The organism is Amycolatopsis vastitatis (assembly GCF_002234595.1).
GTDB classification, from domain to species: domain Bacteria; phylum Actinomycetota; class Actinomycetes; order Mycobacteriales; family Pseudonocardiaceae; genus Amycolatopsis; species Amycolatopsis vastitatis.
The window spans coordinates 63,175-78,243 of sequence record NZ_NMUL01000034.1 but is presented as its reverse complement, the minus strand read 5'-3'; the positions used below and the strand labels follow the sequence as shown (position 1 = coordinate 78,243).

The window sequence follows — 15,069 nt, the reverse complement described above, 5'->3', positions numbered from 1 at the left end:
GTTTCAACAATGACGTGGAGCGTTCATGCCGGGATATCGCGTGCTGCTCGCCGTCCTGTCCGCCCTGCTCTTGCTGCCGTCCGGGAACGCCGTCGCGTCCGAAGCGACGGTCCAGCCTTTCGATCTGCGCGCCGACAACGTTGTCAACCCCCTGTCCGCGAGCGCCGCCCCGTCGATGAGCTGGAAACTGCGTTCGGCGCGGCCGAACGAACGGCAGACGGCGTACCGGATCCTCGTCGCCAGCAGTCCGCGGCTGCTCGCCGAGCACCGGGCCGACGTCTGGGACAGCGGCCGCGTCGCGAGCGCGGACTCCGTCGCCGTGCCCTACCGCGGCCCCGCCGGTGTTGCGGGGAAACGGAACTACTGGACCGTCGAAGTGTGGGGCACCCGCAGGACCGCTCCGGCCAAAGCCGACGTGGCTTGGTGGGAGACCGGAACCGACTGGGCCGGCGCGCAGTGGATCACGCCGGACACCGGTGACGCCTACGCGTGGCAGGACTTCGTCCTGGACGTCGACTTCACGATCAAGGCCGCGGCCGCGAGCGTCGTCTTCCGCGCCGCCGGCCCCGACGACTTCCTGATGTGGCAGGTGAACGCGGCCACGACGCCGGGCAAGGTGCTGCTGCGGCCGCACGTGAAGAGTCACGGCTCCTTCGCGCTCCTGGGGGAGACCGACCTGGGCACGGTGATCACCCCGCAGACCGTCACCGCGCCCCACCACCTGCGGATCGAAGCGCGGGGAAACACCGTCGCCACGAAGATCGACGGCACCGAAGTGGACTCCCGGCCGGTCGACGCGGTCCGCGCGGGCACGATCGGGTTCCGGACGTCGGTCAGCCAGGGCACGGCCGAGGCCGCCGCCTACGACAACCTGACCGTGCACGGCCTCGACGGCACACCGCTGTTCTCCGACGACTTTTCGTCCGCACCGGACGCCCGGTTCCCCGGGGCCGCGATCACCGGCGGGCGGCTCGAACCGCAGGGCGACCCGCTGCTGCTCGCCCAGTCGCCGGACGCGCCGTTGCTGCGCCACGAGTTCGTCCTGGACCAACCCGTCGCGAGCGCCCGTGTCTCCGTCTACGGCCTCGGCTTTTACGAACTGCACCTCAACGGCGGCAAGGTCGGCGACCACGTGCTGGCGCCGGGGAGCACGCCGTACGACAAGCGGAACCTGTACGACTCCTTCGACGTGACAGCTCAAGTCCACCGAGGACGGAACGCCGCGGGCCTGTGGCTCGGCAACGGGTACGGGCCGCGGTTCAGCCAGTACGGATTCCGCTGGACCGGGCCGAAACAGGGGATCCTCGCCCTGGCCGTCACGTTCGCGGACGGGACCCGGCGGACGATCACGACCGATGATTCCTGGCACTGGTCGGACGGCCCGATCACGGCCAACGACCTCTACGCGGGCGAAAGCTACGACGCCCGGCTGGCGCGGGACGGCTGGGACCGGCCGGGCTTCGACGACTCGGCCTGGCACCCGGTCCGCGCGGCGACCGCTCCCAGCGCGTCGCTCACCGGCTCGACCGCACCCCCGATCCGGGTGGTCCGCACCCTCCGGCCCGTGGCGGTGAAGCAGCCGCGTCCGGGGGTGTCCGTCTACGACTTCGGCGAGAACTTCGCGGGCTGGGCTCAGCTGCGCGTCGCCGGGCCGTCCGGCACGACCGTCCGCATGCGCACGGCGGAGGAGCTGACCGACGGCGGGATGCTCGACACCGCCACCAACCGCAACGCCGCGTCCACCGACTCCTACACGCTCGGCGCCACGCCCGGTGTCCAGGTCTACGAGCCCCGGTTCACCTACCACGGCTTCCGCTACCTCGAGCTGACCGGTTACCCGGGGACGCCGGACCTGGGCAGTGTCGCCGGCCGGGTCGTGCACGCCGACGTCGCCGCCACCGGGCACGTCGAGACGTCCGACCCGCTGCTGAACGCGATCTGGGCGAACAACCGGCGGGCGGTGCTGAACAACTCGATGAGCCTGCCCACCGACAACCCCGTCCGCGACGAGCGGACGCCGCCGGGCATGGACGTGCAGGCCTACCACGACGCGTCCGTCCTCGACTTCGGCATGGATTCCTTCTACGGCAAGTACCTGCTCGACCTGCCGCCCGGGACGGCGTTGCCCGGTGACGACGGGAACGCGCAGCTGCCGGACATGGGCGGCGGCTCGGTCGACCTGGCCTGGTCGCTCTACGAGCAGTACGGCGATCTCACGCGGCTGGCCGCGGCCTACCCGGCGATGAAGTCCTTTGTGGACACCAACGCGGCCGCGTATCCGGGCCTGGTCTGGCCGGAAGACCGCGGGTTCGGCGACTGGTGCCCGCCCGACCGGAGCCCGAACGCCAACGGTGGACAGGGCAACCCGTCCGCCGGCGCGTGTTTCAGCGAGCGCTCGCTGGTCAACACCGCGCTGTCGTACCGGCAGGCCGACGACGTCGCGAAAGCCGCCCGGGCACTGGGAAAGCCCGGCGACGCCGCGCAGTTCGCCGACCTGGCGGCCGCGATCGCCGCCGCGTTCAACGCGCATTTCCTCGACGCCACGGGCACCACCTACGGCGACGGCCGTCAGACGACCAGCGTCCTCCCGCTCGCCTTCGGGATGGTGCCGCCGGACAAGGTGGCGGGGGTCGGCGCGAAGCTCGTCGACACGATCCTGACCAAGGACGGCGGGCACCTCGACACCGGCATCTTCGGCACCCGCTACCTGCCCGAGGCACTCGCCAAGGCCGGCCGGATCGACGTCGCCCTGACCGTGCTCCGCCAGCAGACCTACCCCGGCTTCGGGTACGAGATCGGCCGGGGCGCGACGACGCCGTGGGAGCAGTGGACGTACGAGTCCGGCATGGAAACCCACGACCACGCGATGTTCGCCGGGATCAACGCGGCCTTCTACACGCAGTTCGCCGGCATCACCCCCGCGGCGCCGGGGTACGCGGCGATCGCCGTCGCCCCGCAGGTGCCCGCCGGGCTCGGGCACGTCGCGGCGTCGCTCGACACGGTCCGGGGACTGGTCGCGTCCGAGTGGACGCAGACCGGCTGCCGCTTCGACCTGACCGTCACGGTGCCCGCCAACTCGACCGCCACGGTCACCCTGCCCACCGGGCAGCGGATCCCGGTCGGCTCCGGCACGGCGAAGTTCACCGCCCACCACTGCGCGTGACCCTGGAGGACCTCGTGAAACGGATCCTGCTCGCCGCCCTGCTGGCCGCCGGGCTGCTCGTCCCGGCCGGGACGGCGGACGCGGCCGTGACCTACCCCGACCTCGCCGCCGCCTTCGACAACGCGAGCACCAGCCCGGCCGCGTCACCGGCCGCCGCGGACATCGACGGCTTCGGGCACAGCCTCGTCGCCGAAGACGTCACGGCCGCGGGCTGGGACCGCGGCCGGGTCGTCACCGTCGACGGCGCGCCGCTGCGGCTGCCCGCCGCCGCACCGGGGACCCCGGACAACGTCGTCGCCGACGGCCAGCGCATCCGCGGCCGGTTCACCGGCGCGGCCTTGTCGTTCCTCGTGACCAGCACCGGGGCGGCGACCGAGGGAACCGGGCAGCTCGAGTACGCCGACGGGCGCGTCCAGGACTTCCGGCTGGGCGCGCCCGACTGGATCACCGGGCCGAGCAGCCGGCTGACCGTGGCGTTCCCGCACTGGAACACCCCGGACGGGCCGGGTGCCTTGCCCGCCAAGCTCTCCACCGTTTCGGTCCCGCTCGACGCGGGCGTCCCGGTCACCGCCGTCACCCTGCCGAAGACCGGTTCGGGCGGCCGCCTGCACGTCTTTTCGCTGGGTACCCGGCCGGCGGCCGGCCCATGGGCGGCGACCTGGGCCACGGCGACGGACGACGGGCTCGCCGCCGGGCCGTGGACCGAGCGGACCCTGCGGATGGTCGAGCACACCAGCCGCGGCGGCACCCAGGTGCGGATCCGGCTCGACAACGCCTACGACCCCGGGCCGCTGGTCGTCGGCCACGCGACCATCGCGGTCCGGAGCGTCGGTGCGGTCCCGGTCCGCACGCCGGTGACCCTCACCTTCGGCGGGCGGCGCGAAGCCGCGCTGCCCGCGGGCGGCCAGGCGGTCAGCGACCCGCTGCCGTTCGCCGTGCCCGCCGCCGCGGACCTGCTGGTGAGCCTGTACCTGAAGGGCACCGTGACCAACGCGCCCATGCACAGCGTCGCCCTGCAGGAGATGTACACCACGGCCGACGGCACCGGGGACCACGCGGGCGACGGCGTCGCGTTCCCGACCGCCGGCACGTTCGGCTTCTGGACGATCCTGTCCGGGATCGACGTGACCGGTCCGGGCGGCACCGGCACCGTCGTCGCGTTCGGCGACTCGATCACCGACGGCTGGTCGTCCACGCCGAACACGAACAGCCGGTGGCCGGACTTCCTGGCCCGGCGCCTGCCGGGACGCGCCGTCGTGAACGAGGGCATCTCCGGCAACCGGATCCTGCAGGACGTCTTCAGCGGCCTCCCCGACGGCCGCACGGCGGGCGTCAGCGCCCTGGCGCGGCTGAACCGCGACCTGATCAGCCAGACCGGCGTGCGCACGGCGATCGTCCTCGAGGGCATCAACGACATCAACTCCGGCACGAGCGCCGAGGACGTCATCGCCGGGCTGAAACAGATCGCCGCCGAGCTGCACGCCGCGCACATCCGGGTGCTCGCCGGCACGCTCATCCCGATCAAGGGATGCAGCTGCAGCAGCGACGCGCACATGGCAGCGCGCACCCAGGTCAACGCCTTCATCCGGGACAACGGCGGGGTGTTCGACGGCCTCGTCGACTTCGACGCCGCCGTCCGCGACCCCGCGGACCCGGAGACGATGCGTGCCGTCTACGACTCCGGTGACCACCTCCACCCGGGCGACGCGGGCTACGCCGCCATGGCCGCGGCGGTCCCGCTCGGCCGGCTGTGAACGTCCACTTCGGAGGGTGCGGGTAGTACCGCGGTACCACCCGCCGCGCGAAGTTCCTCCGGCGGTACCACGGATCGCGCCGGTCCCGCTCCTAGCGTGGTGGACGAGACGGGCCGGGGATGTCCGGCCCGCGGGACCACAGGGAACCAGCGATGATCGAGGCACACCAGCTCACGAAACGGTACGGGAAAAAACGGCGGTCGACCACCTGGACTTCACCGTCCGGCCCGGGACCGTCACCGGCTTCCTGGGCCCGAACGGCGCGGGCAAGTCGACCACCATGCGGATGGTCATCGGGCTGGACGCCCCGACCAGCGGCACCGTCCGCGTCAACGGCCGCCGCTACGACCGGCACAGCGCGCCGCTGCAGGAGGTCGGGGCGTTGCTGGAGGCCAAGTCGATCCACCCCGGCCGGTCCGCGTTCGACCACCTGCTGGCGCAGGCCCACACCCACGGGATCCCGCGACGGCGCGTGGCCGAGGTGATCGAGCTGACCGGGCTGCAGTCCGTGGCGAAGAAGCGGGCCGGCGGGTTCTCCCTCGGCATGGGCCAGCGCCTGGGCATTGCGGCTGCGTTGTTGGGCGACCCGGCGACGGTGATGCTCGACGAGCCGGTCAACGGCCTGGACCCCGAAGGCGTCCTGTGGATCCGCAACCTGCTCACCGGGCTCGCCGCCGACGGGCGCACGGTCTTCGTGTCCTCGCACCTGATGTCCGAGATGGCACTGGTCGCGGAGCACCTCGTCGTCGTCGGCCGCGGCCGGCTGCTCGCCGACACCACGGTGCAGGACCTCGTCCGCGAGGCCGGCGGTGACACGGTCAAGGTGGCCACCGCCGACCCGGCGCGGCTCCGCGAGATCCTGGCCGGACCGGGCGTCGAGATCACCGGACAGGCCGGCTCCGAGGAGCTGCACGTCACCGGCCTGTCCGCGCGGGCCATCGGGCTCAAGGCCGCCGAGCACGGCGTCGCGCTGTTCGAACTCACGTCCAGGACCGTTTCCCTGGAGCAGGCCTTCATGGACCTGACCAGGGACGCCGTCGAGTACCACGGCACGACCACCACCGGCACCGAGACGCTCGGGAGGGCGGCATGAGCACCATGACGGTTTCCCGGCCCGGCCTCGAGCAGCCCACCCGGCCGGTCTACCGGGTGACCGGGCTGCGCGTGCTGCGCTCGGAGTGGGCGAAGCTGTGGTCGCTGCGCTCCACGTGGATCACCCTCGGCCTCGGGCTGGTGTTCCTGGTGGCGTTCGGCCTGATCGCCGCGGCGCAGTACACGCCCCAGCCCGCTTCCACCGAGGGAATGCGGGGCGAGTTCGCCGGGGCCACCGCCGTCAGCCTGTCGCTGTTCGGCCTCACCTTCGCGCAGCTGGCGCTGGGCGTCCTGGGCGTGCTGGTCACCGCGGGCGAGTACTCCACCGGCATGATCCGCTCGACGCTGGCCGCGGTCCCGCGCCGCCTGCCGGTGCTGTGGGCCAAGTCGGCGGTGTTCGGCGTGGTCGCGCTGGTGCTCGGCGTCATCGGCGTGTTCGTCACCTTCGTGATCGCCGGCGGCATGGTTTCCGGCACGCCCGCGGCGTTGTCGCTGTCGGACCCGGGCGTGGTGCGCAGCCTGCTCGGCGCGGGCCTGTACCTCGGCCTGGTCGGCGTGATCGGGGCCGCGCTGGGTGCCCTGCTGCGGTCGGTCGCCGGCGGCATCTCGGTGCTGGTGGCGGTCATGATGCTGATCCCCGGCCTGATGCAGCTGCTCCCCGCGAGCTGGCAGGACAAGGTCGGCCCGTACCTGCCCAGCAACGCCGGCCAGTCCCTGTACGCCCTGACCCACGACAGCACCTCGCTGTCGCCCACGGCCGGGCTGGCCGTCTTCCTGGGCTGGACGGTGCTGGTGCTGGCCGGGGCCGCCTACCGGCTGAAGCGGACCGACGCCTGAGCACGGCAGGCACCAGGCGCCGCGCTCCGGCGCCTGGTGCCCCGCCGGCCGTTTTCGTCCACTATGGACAGGTGATGGATGTGCGCACCGACGACACCGCCGGGGCCGTCCCGTCCCTGCTCGGGCATCCGCTCCTGACGCGGATGACCCGGATCGGCAGGCGGCTGCGGCGGGCCGACCGGGACCACCCGTGGCTGCTGGACACCGCCGTGGTGGCGGTGATCGTCCTGCTGTTCGGCGTGACGGAGTTCGTGCACCCGGACGACGGCCGCCCCGGCGACGGCCCGCCGATCACGTTCGCGGCGCTCCCGGTGGCCGCGACACTGGCCCTGCAGGCCGGCTTGGTGCTGCCCCTGCTGTGGCGGCGGCGGGCCCCGTACGCGGCGTTCGCCGTGATCTCGGCGGTGTTCCTGCTGCAATGGGCCCTCGGGGCGTTCCTGCGGGCCGACGTCGCCCTGCTCGTCGCCCTGTACAGCGTCACGCTGCACGGCCGCGTCCGGTACCTGCCCTGGGCCTGCGCGGCCGCGGCCGGCCTGCTCGTCCCGGTGGCGGTGCGCGTGTCCGCCGTCGTGTCGGTGTGGGGAGCGCTGTTCTTCCTGGTCAGCACCGCGACCGCGGCCGTCGCACTGGGGTTCGCGGTGCGGATCCGGCGGGCCCAGCTCGTCAACCTGCGTGACCGCGCGCTGCGCCTGGAGATCGAACGGGACCAGCGCAGCAAGCTCGCCGCGGCCACCGAACGCACGCGCGTGGCCCGCGAGATGCACGACATCATCGGCCACAACCTGTCGGTGATCATCACACTGGCCGACGGCGGGGCGTACGCGGCCGAGGTGACCCCCGAACGCAGCCGGGAGGCGCTCCGGCTCGTCGGGGAGGCCGGCCGCCAGGCCCTTGGCGAGCTGCGGCGCATGCTCGGCGTCCTGCGCGAGCAGGCCACCGCCCCCGAACTCCATCCCCAGCCCCGCATCGCCGACATCGAGGCGTTGTGCGGCAGGCTCGGCGCGGCCGGGCCGGAGGTCGTCTACCGTTCGGGCGGCGAGCTGGAGTCCCTGGACCACGGAGTGCAGCTGATGGCGTACCGCATCGTCCAGGAGGCGCTCACCAACAGCCTCAAGCACGCCGGGCCGGGCACCCGGATCCAGGTCGCGCTCACCGTCGAAGGCGCGCAGCTGCGGATCCACGTCCACGACACCGGACGGCCCGGCGGCACCGGCGAGCCGTCGCCGGGCGAAGGACACGGGCTCGCGGGCATGAAGGAACGCGCGGCCCTCTACGGCGGCACCGTCACCGCGGGGCCGGAGCCCGGCGGTGGCTGGAGCGTGCGGGCCGTTCTCGACGTCACCCCGGTCTCGGGCGGCCCGGCATGACCAGTGTGCTCATCGTGGACGACCAGCCCTTGCAGCGTTTCGGCTTCCGGATGCTGCTGGAAGCCACGCCCGACACCGAGGTGGTGGGCGAAGCCGCGCACGGCGCGGAGGCCGTGCGCCGGACGGCCGAACTGCGGCCCGACGTCGTCCTGATGGACATCCGGATGCCCGGGATGGACGGCATCGAAGCGACCCGGCAGATCGTCGCGAGCGGGGGACGCTCCCGGATCCTGGTGCTGACCACCTTCGACCTGGACGAGTACGCGCACGCGGCGCTGCGCGCGGGGGCCAGCGGCTTCCTCCTCAAGGACGCCCACCCGGAGGAGCTGCTGGCCGGAATCCGCGCCGTCGCCCGGGGCGACGCCGTCGTCGCGCCCGCCCTCACCCGGCGTCTTCTCGACGCCTACGCCCACCACCTGCCCGCTGCCGGCGAGCGGGGCCGCCCGGATCCGCGCTGGCAGTCCCTGACCGAGCGGGAGCGGGAGATCCTGGTCGCGATCGGGCAGGGCCGGACCAACGGCGAGATCGCCGAGCGCCTGGTGCTGTCGGAGTCCACCGTCAAGACCCACGTCGGCCGGGTGCTGGCGAAGATCGGGGCCCGCGACCGCATCCAGGCCGTGATCGTCGCCTACGACCTGGGGCTGACCCACCCCGGCGGGCCGGACTGATCACCGGCGTCGGAAACCCACCGTCAGCAGCAGGTTCGCGTAGAGGCGGTCGTCGCCGGTGGCGACGCACACGGCCACCTCCGGTTCGCGGCACGTCCGGTAGAACTCGAACCGCTCGACGGGCCGCAGCGGGAGGTCCGGGCCGAGCAGTTCTTCGTAGCCACGCCAGCATCCGGGCGGGCTTCCGTCGTCCGGCCGCATCGCCGTCACCGATTCGACGGGCACGGCCGTGAGCAGGGGAGCGAGAACGTCGTCGACGGTCACCAGCCCCGGGCGCAGGTTCAGGTGGATCAGCTCGGCGCCCGGAGCGACGTGGGTGGCGTGCGCGTAGTTGGCGTCGGCGAGCAGGACGCGCGAACCGTGGCCGGTCGCCGCGAGGGCGCGCAGCAGCGGGGGATGGAGCAACGGGTAGCGCAGCATCGCGGGTTCTCCGTTCGGGTCAGTCCGGTTCGTGGTTGAGGGCACCGGAGCGGAAGGCAGCGACGGCGACCTCGGCGAAGCCGAGTGACCGCACGGTGTCGAGCAGCCGCGGGTCGTCGTGGGCTTCGGCGGCCACGGCCGCGTCGAGCTCGATCCGGGCCGTCCCGCCGAGGTCGCGGACCCGCAGGTCGCGGCAGGCGAGGCCGCGGCCGTCGAGGAACCGGCGAACGGCCGCTTCGGCCTGCTCGACCCTCGCCAGGGTGGCCGTGGTGATCGGGATGCCGTACCGGACCCGGCTCGCCAGGCAGGGTGCGGCCGGTTTCTCCGCCCAGGCCAGACCCCAGCCCCTGGCGATGGCCCGCACGTCCTCTTTGGACAGACCGAGCGTCCGCAGCGGCGTGTGCACGCCGATTTCGTCCCCCGCGCGGATTCCCGGCCGGAACGGGTCGACGGCGTCGTCGGCGTTCGTGCCGGTGGCCAGCGCCGGGAACCCTTCCTCGGCGGCCACTCCGGCGATCGTCGTGAGCACGGTGGTCTTGCAGAAGTAGCAGCGTTGCCTGCCGTTGGCCGCGTACCCGGGCTCGGCCAGCTCGGCGGTCTCCGGAGTGCGGTGGCGGGCGCCCAGCTCGGCCGCGATCCGCCGCGCGCCGGCCAGTTCCGCCGCGGCCAGGCTCGCGGAGTTCGCCGTCACCGCGAGCACGTCCGCCGGGCCGAGGGCGCGGACGGCGGCCGCGAGGACCAGCGCCGAGTCGGTGCCCCCGGAGAAAGCGACGGCGAGCCGGCCGAGGCCGGCGAGGTGCGCGACGAGCCGGCTGCCGTCCATCAGCGCCCCGCCGCGATCGTCGCGACGACACGCGCCGGCAGCCCGAGTTCGCGCGCGGCGGCCACGACGTCGTCGTGCTCGGGTTTCGCGCCGTGCGGCCCGCGTTTGCGCCGCACGGGGATCCCGTGGACGTCGACCGTTTCGGTCTTCCGCTCGAGCGCGGTCCGGCGAACGCGATATTCGCGCAGTCCGAGGCTGCCGGTTTCGGCGAGCATCAGGTCGCCGAGCCCGGCAGCGTGCGCCGGCTCGGCGAGGACGTGCAGGACGTGGGCCGGCCGCCCCTTCTTCATCGTCGCCGGGGTGACCCACGCGTCGAGCGCGCCGGCGGCCAGCAGTGCGCCGACGGCGTGGCCGAGCACCTCCCCGGTGACGTCGTCGAGGTTCGTTTCGAGCACCACCAGCTCGCGGTGCCCGGTGTCCGCGGTTTCGCCGAGGTGCACGACCGCGACGTTCGGCCGGTCCGGCAGCGCCCGGGTGCCCGCGCCGTACCCGGTGGCCAGCAGGCGGAACTCCGGTGGCGGTTCGAACCGGGCTCCGGTGGCCTTCAGCAGCGCGGCCGCGGTGGGCGTGACCGTCTCGCCCGCCAGATCGCTCCCGAACGTCCGCGCCCCCTTCAGCAACTCCGCGGTCGCGGGGGCGGGACACGGCAGGACGCCGTGCGCGGTGCGGACCGTGCCGCTGCCGAGCGGCAGCGCGCCACAGTACACAGTGGACACTCGAGGGCGTCGAGCGCGGCGCAGACGCCGATGACGTCGACGAGGGTGTCGTGCCCGCCGAGTTCGTGGAGGTGGACGCGCTCGGGGGCTTCCCCGTGCAGCCTGCCTTCCGCTTCGGCGATGGCGCGGAGCGCGGCGACCGCGCGGTCCGCCACCGGCGCGGGCTCGACCCGCCCGGCCATGGCGATCAGTTCGGCCGCGGGACGGCTGGTCGCGTCGTCGGTGACGTCCACGAGGGCGCGGGCCGCGGTCAACCCGTGGGTGAGCAGGGACTGGACGCGCAGGTCCCACCCGGTCAGCCCGCTGCCGGCGACAGCCGCCCGGATCCGCTCCAGCGGGGCTCCGGCGTCGACGAGCGCCGCCAGCAGCATGTCCCCGGCCAGGCCGGTGAACGGAGAGATGACGCAGATCTTCACCGTGGCCTCCGCAGGACGTGGGCGAGGCGGAAGGCGGCCATGGCCGCGCCGAACCCGGAGTCGATGTTGACGACGGTGATGCCGGCCGCGCAGGAGGCGTGCATCGCCAGCAGCGCGGTCACGCCTTCGAGGCCCGCGCCGTACCCGGTCGAGGTGGGGACGGCGATCACCGGGCAGGCGACCAGGCCGCCCACGGGCGAAGCCAGCGCACCCTCCATGCCCGCGACGACGATGACCGCGTCGGCTTCGCGCAGCCGGTCCGTTTCGGCCAGCAGGCGGTGGATGCCGGCGACCCCGACGTCGGTGATCGTCCGCACGTCCAGGCCGATGGCCGCGGCGACTTCCGCGGCTTCCGCGGCGACCGGGCCGTCGGAGGTGCCGGCGGCGGCCACGGTGACCGTGAAGCCCGTCGTTTCGGCCGGGCGCCAGGACAACAGCCGTGCGCCGGGGGAGTAGTGCCCTCCGGGGACGTCGGCCAGCGCGGCACGAGCTGTCTCGATCTCTACCCGGGTGACCAGGACCGGGCCGGTGTTGTGCGCGAGCAGCGTCCGCACGATGGCCGCGACCTGCTCCGGCTGTTTCCCCGGCCCGTAAACGACTTCCGGGAGTCCTTGGCGGTGTTCGCGGTCGAGGTCGACGCGCGCGAACCCGAGGTCGGCGGTACTCATGCGACGTAAGGGATCGTCAGGGGGCCTTCCGGGAGCACGCAGACCCGGGCGGCGGGCCCGGCCCGGCCGAGTGCCTCGGCCACGGTGGCCGCGATGTCGGTGGTCCGGGTCAGGTGCGCCGTCGCGAGGTCGGCGTCGGTCAGGTGGTCGCTGTGCAGGACGACCCGGCAGTCGTCCTGGATCTTCGCCTGGATCTGGACCTGCCACTGGTCGGGCACGGTCACGGGCCGGGCCGAGATCTCGGCGAGCAGGGCCGCCGGCGAACTCGCCGAAGCGAGGACTTCCCGGTAGGAGCCGTGGTCGGGGAGGCCGTCCCGGCACTCCGCGGCGCACACGATGGTTCCGCCCGGCTTGGCGATCCGGTGGGCCGCCGACATTCCTTTGACGGCCTGGTAGAGGTTTTGGTCGAGGGGATACCCGGAGTTCGTCGTCACGACGACGTCGAACGGCGCCGGAACCGGCCGCATGGCGACCTCGCGCGCCACGCGGGTCGCGGCCGCGTGCATTTCCAGGAGGTCGCCGCCGAACGCCCCGATGACCGCCTTGTCGCGGTTGAGGATGACGTCGAGGGCGAAGGTGACGCCGGTGGCCGCGGCGATCGCGCGGACGTCGTCGTGCACGGGGTTGCCTTCGGTGATGCCCCAGGTGGAGTTGGCGTGCCCGATCCGGCGGGCGTCGTGGAGCACCAGCACGGTTTCCAGCGCCGCCAGCCCGGGCGCGACGAGCTTGGGGCCACCCGAAAAGCCCGCGAAGAAGTGCGGTTCGACGAACCCGGTCGTGATCCGGACGTCGGCGTCGGCCCACTCGCTGTTCAGCCAGACCGGGACGTCGTCGCCGTGGCGCCCCAGCCAGGTGAGGCTCGCGCGGTCGCGGGCGTCGTGGTTGACGATCCGGACCGTGTCGACGACCTCGTCGCCGAACATCGCGCGTAGTTCCGGTTCGGAGTTGCCGCGGTGAGTGCCGGTGGCGACCAGGACGACGACGTCCTCGAGGCGGACGAGGCCGTCCAGCTCGGCGAGGATCGCCGGGATCATCAGTTCCCGCGGCTGCGGCCGGGTTCCGTCGCACGCCGAGATCGCGACGGTCTGCCCCGGCCGCACCCGCTCGCGCAGCGGCGGCCCGGCGACCGGTTCCCGCAACGCCCGGCGCAGCAGCACGGCCGCGGGTTCGGTGACCGGGTGGTGCACCGGGGTCACCACCGTGGTGACCGCCGGGTCGACGGCCAGGTCGAGGCCGGTGTCGCCGTAGGCCAGCCGAACGGTACGGGCCGTCACGGCGCCAGCCCGTACACGCGGGTCGCGGTCCCGCCGCGGACGGCGTCGCGTTCGGACGGCGCCAGGCCTTCCAGGAGACTGTCGGCGGCGGCCATGACTTCCGCGTACGTCCCCGCGAGCAGGCACACCGGCCAGTCCGAGCCGAGCATCAGCCGGTCGGGGCCGAACGCCTCGAGTGCGGTATCGGCGTACGGCCGCAGATCGGCGGGCGTCCAGTGCTGCCGGTCGGCTTCGGTGACCAGACCGGAAAGCTTCGCGACGACGTTGGGTTCCCGGGCCAGGGTGGCCAGGCCGGTCGCCCAGGGTTCGAGATCTCCGCTCGCGATCGGCGGCTTCGCGAGGTGGTCGAGGACGAAGGTGAGGTCCGGCAGCGCCCGGACCGCCGCGGTCGCCGCCGGGAACTGGTGGGGCACCACGAGCAGGTCGTACACCAGCCCCGCGTCGCGCACCGCCGCGAGCCCGGCCAGGACGTCTTCGCGTTCCAGCCAGCGCGGGTCGGGCTCGGCCTGGACGAGGTGCCGGATACCGGCCAGGAGCTCGCCGCCCGGCGCCGACCGCAGCCGTTCGATGTCCCGCGCCGCGGAGCCGGTGAGGTCGATCCAGCCCACCACTCCCGCGATGAGCGGCTCCGCGGCCGCGGTCGCGAGGAACTCGATCGACTCGTCCAGGTCCGGCAGGACCTGGACGAGGACGGTCGCGTCGATCCCGGAAGCGGCCGCTCGCAGGTCGGCCGGGGTGTAGTCGCGCCGGATCGCCGAGGTGTCGTCGTTGTCCAGCCACGCGTGGCGGCGGACGGAGGTCTGCCACAGGTGGTGGTGCGCGTCGACGCGCCGGCCCGTCATGCCCGGCCGATCCGGTGGCACTGGCGGCCGAGGCCGTCGATCTCCACGGTCACTTCGTCCCCTTCGGACAGATAGGGGAAGTCGTTGGCGCCGAACGCGACCCCTGCCGGGGTGCCGGTGTTCACGACGTCGCCGGGCTCGAGCACCATGAACTGGCTGAGGTACCAGACGATGTGCCGGACGTCGAAGAGCATGTTCTTCGTGGTGCCGTCCTGGCGCGGCTGCCCGTCGACGGCCAGCCGCAGGCCGAGGTGCTGCGGGTCGCCGGCTTCGTCCGGGGTGACCAGCCAGGGGCCCAGCGGGTTGAACGTCTCGCACGACTTGCCCTTGGTCCACTGGCCGCCGCGTTCGTGCTGGAATTCGCGCTCGCTGACGTCGTTCGAGACGGCGTACCCGGCGATCACCGCGTCGGCGTCCTCCGGTGTCGCCAGGTACCGCGCCCGGCGTCCGAGCACCACGGCCAGCTCGACCTCGTAGTCGGTGCGGGTGCTGGTCCGCGGGATGAGCACGGTGTCGTCCGGGCCGACGATCGTGTTGGTGGCCTTGAGGAACACCACCGGCTCCGCGGGCGGCTCGGCCCCGGTCTCGGCGGCGTGGTCGGAGTAGTTCAGCCCGATGCAGACGAGCAGGCCGGGCCGGGCCACCGGGGCACCGACGCGCAGGCCCGTGGTGTCGAGGACGGGCAGGACGCCGTCGCGCAGGGCCGCTTCGGTGCGCGCGACGCCGTCGGCGGTGAAGAAGGCGCCGTCGATGTCCGGTGTCAGTGAACGCAGGTCCCGCGCCGCACCGGTTTCGTCGAGGACGACCGGGCACTCGTGGCCGGGTTCGCCGAGGCGTTGGAAGCGCATGGCGGGGACCGTAGCAGACATATGATGTCTTGCTCAAAGCTCAACAAGGACATCATACGGAAAAGCGCGGAACGTAGTCAGTAGTGACTGTCCGTCCAAGTTATTGCCGTGTTACGGCGGGAGTCTGGACAATCCGTGAGTCGACGCGTAGCCATACATATGTTGTCTGCCCCGAGTGAGA

Annotated in this window: 11 protein-coding genes and 2 pseudogenes; 6 read left to right on the top strand and 7 right to left on the bottom strand. The window is 73.0% G+C overall.

The window, feature by feature from the left end; genetic code table 11:
• Nucleotides 1-25: 25 nt before the first annotated feature.
• The 6 genes and pseudogenes from CF165_RS30985 (at nucleotide 26) to CF165_RS30960 (ending at nucleotide 8,881) form a co-directional block, all read left to right on the top strand.
• Entirely contained in the window at nucleotides 26-3,163 is a 3,138-nt protein-coding gene (locus CF165_RS30985) for a family 78 glycoside hydrolase catalytic domain (protein ID WP_240521876.1), read from the top strand.
• A gap of 14 nt (nucleotides 3,164-3,177) precedes the next feature.
• Nucleotides 3,178-4,917, top strand: a complete 1,740-nt coding sequence (locus CF165_RS30980; RefSeq protein ID WP_205661017.1) for a GDSL-type esterase/lipase family protein — start codon at nucleotides 3,178-3,180, stop codon at nucleotides 4,915-4,917.
• Nucleotides 4,918-5,069: 152 nt separating this feature from the next.
• Nucleotides 5,070-6,010, top strand: a pseudogene (locus CF165_RS30975) (ABC transporter ATP-binding protein).
• Complete coding sequence (locus tag CF165_RS30970; RefSeq protein WP_093951132.1) at nucleotides 6,007-6,846, top strand: hypothetical protein; 840 nt, start codon at nucleotides 6,007-6,009, stop codon at nucleotides 6,844-6,846. Before CF165_RS30975 ends, CF165_RS30970 begins: the two are co-directional and overlap by 4 nt.
• A 74-nt stretch (nucleotides 6,847-6,920) precedes the next feature.
• Nucleotides 6,921-8,213: a sensor histidine kinase gene (locus tag CF165_RS30965; protein ID WP_167441612.1), complete on the top strand. Its 1,293-nt coding sequence runs from the start codon at nucleotides 6,921-6,923 to the stop codon at nucleotides 8,211-8,213.
• Entirely contained in the window at nucleotides 8,210-8,881 is a 672-nt protein-coding gene (locus tag CF165_RS30960) for a response regulator (RefSeq protein WP_093951131.1), read from the top strand. Before CF165_RS30965 ends, CF165_RS30960 begins: the two co-directional genes overlap by 4 nt.
• On the opposite strand, the gene CF165_RS30955 is transcribed toward CF165_RS30960, so the two are convergent.
• The 7 genes and pseudogenes from CF165_RS30955 to CF165_RS30925 form a co-directional block, all read right to left on the bottom strand.
• On the bottom strand, nucleotides 8,882-9,301 hold the full coding sequence (locus CF165_RS30955) for an RbsD/FucU family protein (protein WP_093951130.1): 420 nt from the start codon (nucleotides 9,299-9,301) through the stop codon (nucleotides 8,882-8,884).
• A 19-nt stretch (nucleotides 9,302-9,320) separates the two neighbouring features.
• Nucleotides 9,321-10,124, bottom strand: coding sequence for an ATP-dependent sacrificial sulfur transferase LarE (gene larE, locus CF165_RS30950; RefSeq protein WP_143268702.1), 804 nt, complete (start codon nucleotides 10,122-10,124; stop codon nucleotides 9,321-9,323).
• Nucleotides 10,124-11,211: pseudogene (gene larC, locus CF165_RS30945) on the bottom strand (nickel pincer cofactor biosynthesis protein LarC). Before larC ends, larE begins: the two are co-directional and overlap by 1 nt.
• A 41-nt stretch (nucleotides 11,212-11,252) precedes the next feature.
• Nucleotides 11,253-11,924: a nickel pincer cofactor biosynthesis protein LarB gene (gene larB, locus CF165_RS30940; RefSeq protein WP_093951129.1), complete on the bottom strand. Its 672-nt coding sequence runs from the start codon at nucleotides 11,922-11,924 to the stop codon at nucleotides 11,253-11,255.
• Nucleotides 11,921-13,198: a nickel-dependent lactate racemase gene (gene larA, locus CF165_RS30935; protein ID WP_093951128.1), complete on the bottom strand. Its 1,278-nt coding sequence runs from the start codon at nucleotides 13,196-13,198 to the stop codon at nucleotides 11,921-11,923. Before larA ends, larB begins: the two co-directional genes overlap by 4 nt.
• Nucleotides 13,195-14,040 carry an amidohydrolase family protein gene (locus tag CF165_RS30930; protein WP_093951127.1) on the bottom strand — a complete coding sequence of 282 codons (846 nt, stop codon included), beginning with the start codon at nucleotides 14,038-14,040 and terminating at the stop codon, nucleotides 13,195-13,197. The genes larA and CF165_RS30930 overlap by 4 nt, the downstream gene beginning before the upstream one ends.
• Nucleotides 14,037-14,888 carry a fumarylacetoacetate hydrolase family protein gene (locus CF165_RS30925; RefSeq protein WP_093951126.1) on the bottom strand — a complete coding sequence of 284 codons (852 nt, stop codon included), beginning with the start codon at nucleotides 14,886-14,888 and terminating at the stop codon, nucleotides 14,037-14,039. The genes CF165_RS30930 and CF165_RS30925 overlap by 4 nt, the downstream gene beginning before the upstream one ends.
• Nucleotides 14,889-15,069: the final 181 nt, after the last annotated feature.

Coding starts and splice junctions, on each gene's coding strand:
- CF165_RS30985 (WP_240521876.1), top strand. CDS start 26: ATGCCGGGATATCGCGTGCTGCTCGCCGTCCTGTCCGCCCTGCTCTTG.
- CF165_RS30970 (WP_093951132.1), top strand. CDS start 6,007: ATGAGCACCATGACGGTTTCCCGGCCCGGCCTCGAGCAGCCCACCCGG.
- CF165_RS30965 (WP_167441612.1), top strand. CDS start 6,921: ATGGATGTGCGCACCGACGACACCGCCGGGGCCGTCCCGTCCCTGCTC.
- CF165_RS30960 (WP_093951131.1), top strand. CDS start 8,210: ATGACCAGTGTGCTCATCGTGGACGACCAGCCCTTGCAGCGTTTCGGC.
- CF165_RS30955 (WP_093951130.1), bottom strand. CDS start 9,301: ATGCTGCGCTACCCGTTGCTCCATCCCCCGCTGCTGCGCGCCCTCGCG.
- larE (WP_143268702.1), bottom strand. CDS start 10,124: ATGGACGGCAGCCGGCTCGTCGCGCACCTCGCCGGCCTCGGCCGGCTC.
- larB (WP_093951129.1), bottom strand. CDS start 11,924: ATGAGTACCGCCGACCTCGGGTTCGCGCGCGTCGACCTCGACCGCGAA.
- CF165_RS30930 (WP_093951127.1), bottom strand. CDS start 14,040: ATGACGGGCCGGCGCGTCGACGCGCACCACCACCTGTGGCAGACCTCC.
- CF165_RS30925 (WP_093951126.1), bottom strand. CDS start 14,888: ATGCGCTTCCAACGCCTCGGCGAACCCGGCCACGAGTGCCCGGTCGTC.